This window comes from Streptomyces sp. SID5785 (assembly GCF_009870065.1).
In the GTDB taxonomy this organism is placed as follows: Bacteria; Actinomycetota; Actinomycetes; order Streptomycetales; family Streptomycetaceae; genus Streptomyces.
This window is the reverse complement of record NZ_WWIA01000413.1, coordinates 1-5,721: the sequence shown is the minus strand read 5'-3', so window position 1 is coordinate 5,721 and position 5,721 is coordinate 1. Positions and strand designations below refer to the sequence as shown.

Sequence of the window (5,721 nt, the reverse complement as noted above, 5' to 3'; positions counted from 1 at the left end):
TAAGCCGATCTGCGCACCGGGCAGCGCGAGCGTGACGTCCGCGCCCGCGCCGAGCGTGGCCCAGCCGCCGCCGGTCGTCGGGTCGCAGGCCACCGCGAGCTGCGGCAGCCCGGCCGCCCGGGTGAGCGCCGACTGCCGTGCCGCGCGCTGGAGTTGGACCAGCGCGAGCATGCCCTCCTGCATCCGGCTGCCGCCCGTCGCGACCAGCGCGACCACGGGCAGACCGTGGGCGCGGGCGTGCGTGTGCGCCGCCTCGATCCGGTCGCCGGTCGCCCGGCCCAGCGAACCGCCGAGATGCCCGAACGCGAAGGCCAGCACGACCGCGGGGACACCGCCGACCGTCGCGGTGCCGGTCACCACGGACTCGCTCGCCCCGCTGCGTGCCGTGGCCCGCGCCTTCGTGCGCGCGTAGTCGGGCCAGTCCAGCGGGTTCGGGTCCCGCGGCGGCTCCGGCTCGGGCAGCGGCCGGAAGGAGCCGGGGTCGCAGACGAGGTCCGGGCGGGCCGCGCCCCGCAGGTCGTCGGGGTCGGGAGAAGGGGGCACGGGCGCTCCTGGCGGGTGCGGGGCGGGCGGCGGACCGGTCCGAGCGTAGGCGGTGCCCGTCGAGCACCGATCGACCCCGGCAGCCCCGACGGGCCCCCGGGGGCGCGGGCGTGGACACTTTTGCGCGGCGCGGCCCCGGCCGTTCAGGATGGGTGCGGATCTTGGCGCAGAGGGTGAGGAGCGGGCGATGGCGCGGACAGCACTGGTCACGTACCGGGCGGGCGAGGAGGGCGGACCCGAGGACCGGGACCTGCCCCTGCTGCTCGACGCGCTGGCGGGGGCCGGCGCCGAGGCCGAGGCCGTCGTGTGGGACGACCCGGACGTGGACTGGGCCGGCTACGACCTGGTCGTCGTCCGCTCGACCTGGGACTACAGCTGGCGGCGTGCCGAGTTCCTGGCCTGGGCCGAGCGGTGCGCCGCGGTGACCCGGCTGGCCAACCCGGTCGGCGTGCTGCGCTGGAGCACCGACAAGCGCTACCTCGGCGAACTGGCCGCCGCCGGGGTGCCGACCGTGCCCACCACGTACGTCCCGCCGGGCACCGCCCCCGAACTGCCCGCGGACCGCCCCTTCGTGGTCAAGCCGACCGCCGGCGCGGGCTCGCGCTACGCGGCCCGCTACACGCCGCAGGAGCGGGACGTCGCGCTGCGGCACGTGGCGCGGATGCACGACGAAGGACTGACCGCGATGGTCCAGCCGTACGTCGAGGGGATCGACGTCACCGGCGAGCGTGCCGTGCTGTTCTACGGCGGACGGTTCCTGCACGCGATCCGCAAGGGCGCGGTGCTCGCCGCCGGGGTCGCCTTCGACGCGCGCAAGGTCGCGCACCCGAGCGTCGGGCCCTGGCAGCCGACCGAGGCCGAGTTCGCCGTCGCCGCGCGGGCCCTGGCCGCCGTCCCGGGCGGACCCGAGCAGCTTCTCTACGCGCGCGTGGACCTCGTCGACGGGGCCGACGGGCAGCCGTGCGTCATGGAGCTGGAGCTCGTCGAGCCGAACCTGTTCCTCGGCACCGTGCACCCGGACTCCGCGCCCACCGTCGCCGAGGCGATCGCGCAGGCCGCCGGATAGCGTGGCCTGCCCGGGCACGCGGGACCGCTGTCACACCTCGGTCCAGCGCTGGAGCAGCCCCCAGGTGAACTCGGCGCGGACGCGCCGCGGTGTCCCGTCCGTGCCCGCTGTGGCCGCAGCGCCCGCAGCGCCCGCCGTGTCTTCTTCGGCCGGCACGGAGCACTCCAGGCCCCAGCGGGTGGGCGCGGAGCCCTCCAGCGGGCGGGCCGGCGCGAAGGCGCGGGCCGCCTCGTCGACCGTGCAGGACCAGGGGGCGAGATCGGCCAGGGTGCGCAGCGCGGGCCCGGGGGCGCCCGGGGCGCGGACCAGCCATGCGTTCCACACCGCGCCCGTCGGCGCGAGCAGCACCTCGAAGCGCAGGTCGGGCCAGAGCGGCACGGGCCAGAGCAGCGCGGTGCAGCTCAGGTCGCCGAGCGGGCGGGTGAGTTCCTGCTCGGGGGTGCCGAGCACGGAGCGGTAGCGGGACAGCGCCGCGCGGGAGCGGGGGGCGTGCAGCATCGCCTGCCAGCGCCGGTTGGCCTCGCGCATCTCGGCCACCGTGACGCCGAGGTCGGCGCGGGCCGTCTCGACGAGCCCGGGGTTGTGGTCCGCCATGCGGCGCAGCAGGACGAGCTGGAACTGGAGCGGGCCGAAGGGCTCAGCCGGACCGGCGGGCGGGGTGCGTCGTGCGGGTGCCATGCCTCTCATGGTGGCCCACGCCGCCGGGCGCCGCCCCGTCCGGCAGGAACAGCACGGAGTTCACATAGCGCGGGCGGCGCCCGGACGGCGTGAGGGCCCGGCGCAGCAGCCCCTGCTGGGCGATGTGCGCGGTGGCACGCTGGTGCGCCGCCAGGTCGAACGCGGGCAGCGGCAGCCAGTCGGCGCCGGGCAGCACCCAGCCCTCGTAGCCCCGGGCGCGCAGATGCCGGACGACCGGGCCGATCGGCTGGATGCGGGTCTCCAGCTCGACGAACAGGGCCGGGCGGTCGCGCGCGAGCAGCGCCTCGGCGCCGCGCAGCACCGCGAGCTCCGCCCCGTCGACGTCGATCTTCACGAAGTCGACGTCCACCACGCCCAGTTCGTCCAGGGTCACGCAGGTCACCGGCCGGCCGGTCGCGGCGTGCAGACCGTCGCGCCGGACCAGCGACGACACCCCGCGGTCCCCGCGCCTGTCGTGCGGCGGCTGCCACAGCGGGGCCGCGCCCGGGCGGTCGCTGGCCGCCGCCCGCACCACGCGGACGTTCGCGGGGGCGCCCGCGGCGAGGGTACGGGCCAGGTGCGGCACGGGCTCCAGGGTGACCACGTGCCGGGCGCGCGCGGCGAGCCGGTGCGTCCAGGGCCCGTACCAGCCGCCGACGTCGACCGCGGTGGCGCGGGGTCCGCCGCCCGGCACGAGGTCCGCGAGGCGGGCCAGCTCCGGCTCGAAGCGCGGGTACAGGGCGCGGGCCGCCGCCGCGGTGAGACGGGCGGGCAGCCAGGGGGCGAGATGTGCGGCGAGCGTGGTCACGTCACACCGCCTCCGAGCTGTTTCAGGAGCCGTTCGTGCGCGTCCTCCGCGAGCTGCTCGCCGGAGGAGGGCAGCAGCTGCGGCACCCCGTCGACGATCGGATAACGGCGGTGCAGGCGCGGGTTGTAGAGCGCGTCGCCGTCCGGCAGGAGCCGCAGCGGACCCTTGTCGAGCGGGCAGGCCAGCAGGGCGAGCAGCGGATCGTCAGGCTTCATGGGGCAGCAGCTCCTCGGGGGACGTGACAGGGGGTGGCGCGGGCGCGGTGTCGTGCTTCGGCATGAGCAGCAGTACGGCGACGGCGAGCGCGGTGCCCGCCACACGCAGCGCGAGCCGCAGCGGCTCGGACGGCAGCGACTCGCCGAACGCGAGCGTGCCGAGCACGACGGTGAACAGGCAGGTCACCGTCGTGCACACGGGCACGATCAGCGAGGCGCGGCAGCGTTGCAGCGCCGCCTGCGACATGACGAGCCCGCAGGCGCCGGTGCACAGCAGCAGATACGGGTACGGGGAGGCGAGCATCCGGGGCACGTCCCACAGCAGCCCCGACACGCCCTTCACGGCCAGCGAACTCACCCCGTACAGCAGGCCGACGGCGACCCCGTACTCGACGCCGGCCGTGGGCAGCCGGTGCCGGCGGCGGGCCCGCCGCTCGGCGCCCGCGTACACGTACAGACCGGCGGCGAGCGAGGGCACGCACACGGTGAGGATGAGCGGCGCGGGGGCGCCCGTGCCCACCGCGTCCGGATCCCCGCCGGAGTCGCGCAGCGAGAGCACGACCATGACGAGCGCGGCGAGGATCGCCCCGATCGCGTACCGCTCGCGGCCGGAGGTGCGCTCGCCGAGCAGACGGGCGGACAGCAGGAGCAGCAGCACGAGACCGGAGACGAAGATGCCCTGCGCGGCGGCGATCGGCAGGGTCCGGTACACGGCGAGCTGCGCCCCGAACCCGGCGGCGAGCGCCAGCGAACCGGCCAGCCACAGCGGGCTGCCCACCACGTGCCGGAGCAGCCGTCCGGGGCGCCGGACACTGATCGGGGGCAGTCGGCCCAGGGCCCGCTTCTCGAGCACGAAGCCCACGCTGTACAGGGTGTTCGCGAGGAGCGCTGCCGCCACGCCCCACACCACGGCGGGCACCGCCGCTCACCTCTTGCGGGCGTGCAGCAGCAGGATCGAGGCGAGGGACGGGGCCGCGCAGGCGAGCCGGTCGAGCGGGCGCAGCGGGCCGGGCACCCCGTGGAACGGTGCGCCCGTCACTCCCCGCACCTCGAACCCGGCGGCGGCCACGAACGAGCGCAGGGCGCGCGCCGTGTACAGCCGCAGGTGCCCGACGACCTCCCGGCCGGGCCGGCCGTGCACCCCGCGCAGGCTCACCTCGGAGAACACCGGCTGGACCCCGGCGAGCAGCAGCCCGCGGTTGTACCAGGCGGCCAGGTTCGGCGTCGACAGCATGAGATGGCCGCCCGGCCGCAGCACCCGGCGGATCTCGTCCAGCGCGGCGTCGGGGTCCACGAGGTGCTCGACCACCTCGGAGAACAGCACGGCGTCGGCGGCCCCGTCGGCGAACGGCAGCCCGGAGCCCGATAGTTCGCCCCGCACGACGTACGGCATGCGTGCCGCCGCCCGGTGCAGCGCGTCCTGCGACCAGTCGACGCCGACCAGCCGGTGGCCGGGCAGCAGCCGTGCCGCCGTCGCCGCGGCCGAGCCGTCGCCGCAGCCCACGTCCAGGACGGTCGCGCCCGGGGTGCCGGCCAGGGCACGGGCGAGGATCCGGCTCTGGCGGAGGGTGCGCGGGGTGCCGGAGGCGACCGGGACCTCCGGGTTCTCGTAGAAGTCGCGCAGGCCGGGGGTGCGGGGCCGGGGCTCCGCGGCCGGGGTGAGGGGTGCGGTCATCGTGCCTCCTCGTGGGTCGCGCGCAGATGCTCCTCGAACAGGTCGCGCAGCCGGGCCCCGTCACCGGGGCCGAGCAGGGTGCGCGACCAGCGCAGGGCCAGGTGCAGCCGCCCGGCGGTGGACGCCGTGGTGAGGGTCAGGCCGCGCGGGGTGCGGGCGGGCGCCGAGAACCAGACGGCGTGCGCCCGCACGCCCGCGCCGAAGTCCAGCGGGTACGGGACCCGGCCGATGTTGCTCAGCAGCGTCGTCGAGGTCCAGGGCGCCGCGGCCCGGCGCAGACCCCGGGTGGCGGCGGCCCGCCACCCGACCGGGGCCCAGGGGGCGGTCAGCAGCGAGGCACCGCGGCCGAGCTGGGGGCGGGGCAGGGACTTGAGGGCGGCGGTCCGGGCGGCGACGATCCGGAGCAGTTCGTCGGTCCGCCGGGCCAACTCGGCCGGTGTGAAGGGCACTTCGACGAGCCGGGTGCCGTTCCCGATCGGCATCGTCAGATCGCGGGGGCGGTCGTCGACCGGCATGGTGATGCGCAGCGGGCGGCGCGGATCGTGGGCGCCGCGCGCCGTGTTCCAGTCGACGAGTGTGCGGGCGGTGGCGGCCATCAGCTGGTCGTTCACGGTGTACGGAGCGCCCGCGGGGCGGCGCGGCACCGGGAGTTCGCACACCAGGAGGCCGTTGCCCGGCGACGACGCGGGCCGGCCGGGCGCGACCCGCGCGGGGCGCCGCCAGGGCGACGGCATCG

Annotated in this window: 7 protein-coding genes and 1 pseudogene; 1 reads left to right on the top strand and 7 read right to left on the bottom strand. The window is 77.0% G+C overall.

Features of this window, described 5'->3' with window-relative positions; genetic code table 11:
• The coding region (locus GTW43_RS13715; protein ID WP_272922526.1) for a carboxyl transferase domain-containing protein at positions 1 to 462 on the bottom strand (462 nt) is incomplete at its 3' end.
• Positions 463 to 730: 268 nt separating this feature from the next.
• Between GTW43_RS13715 and GTW43_RS13710 the strand changes: the two genes are divergently transcribed.
• Complete coding sequence (locus GTW43_RS13710; RefSeq protein ID WP_161301958.1) at positions 731 to 1,609, top strand: hypothetical protein; 879 nt, start codon at positions 731 to 733, stop codon at positions 1,607 to 1,609.
• Positions 1,610 to 1,639: 30 nt separating this feature from the next.
• On the opposite strand, the gene GTW43_RS13705 is transcribed toward GTW43_RS13710, so the two are convergent.
• The 6 genes and pseudogenes from GTW43_RS13705 to GTW43_RS13680 all read right to left on the bottom strand — a co-directional run.
• On the bottom strand, positions 1,640 to 2,287 hold the full coding sequence (locus GTW43_RS13705; protein WP_161301956.1) for a hypothetical protein: 648 nt from the start codon (positions 2,285 to 2,287) through the stop codon (positions 1,640 to 1,642).
• Positions 2,247 to 3,095, bottom strand: coding sequence for an FkbM family methyltransferase (locus GTW43_RS13700; protein ID WP_161301955.1), 849 nt, complete (start codon positions 3,093 to 3,095; stop codon positions 2,247 to 2,249). The genes GTW43_RS13705 and GTW43_RS13700 overlap by 41 nt, the downstream gene beginning before the upstream one ends.
• Positions 3,092 to 3,310: a Trm112 family protein gene (locus tag GTW43_RS13695; protein ID WP_161301953.1), complete on the bottom strand. Its 219-nt coding sequence runs from the start codon at positions 3,308 to 3,310 to the stop codon at positions 3,092 to 3,094. The genes GTW43_RS13700 and GTW43_RS13695 overlap by 4 nt, the downstream gene beginning before the upstream one ends.
• Positions 3,300 to 4,220, bottom strand: a complete 921-nt coding sequence (locus tag GTW43_RS13690) for a hypothetical protein (protein WP_343245996.1) — start codon at positions 4,218 to 4,220, stop codon at positions 3,300 to 3,302. Before GTW43_RS13690 ends, GTW43_RS13695 begins: the two co-directional genes overlap by 11 nt.
• A gap of 15 nt (positions 4,221 to 4,235) precedes the next feature.
• Positions 4,236 to 4,985 carry a class I SAM-dependent methyltransferase gene (locus tag GTW43_RS13685; protein WP_161301951.1) on the bottom strand — a complete coding sequence of 250 codons (750 nt, stop codon included), beginning with the start codon at positions 4,983 to 4,985 and terminating at the stop codon, positions 4,236 to 4,238.
• Positions 4,982 to 5,721, bottom strand: a pseudogene (locus tag GTW43_RS13680) (condensation protein); the annotation flags it as partial. The pseudogene GTW43_RS13680 and the gene GTW43_RS13685, both read right to left, overlap by 4 nt.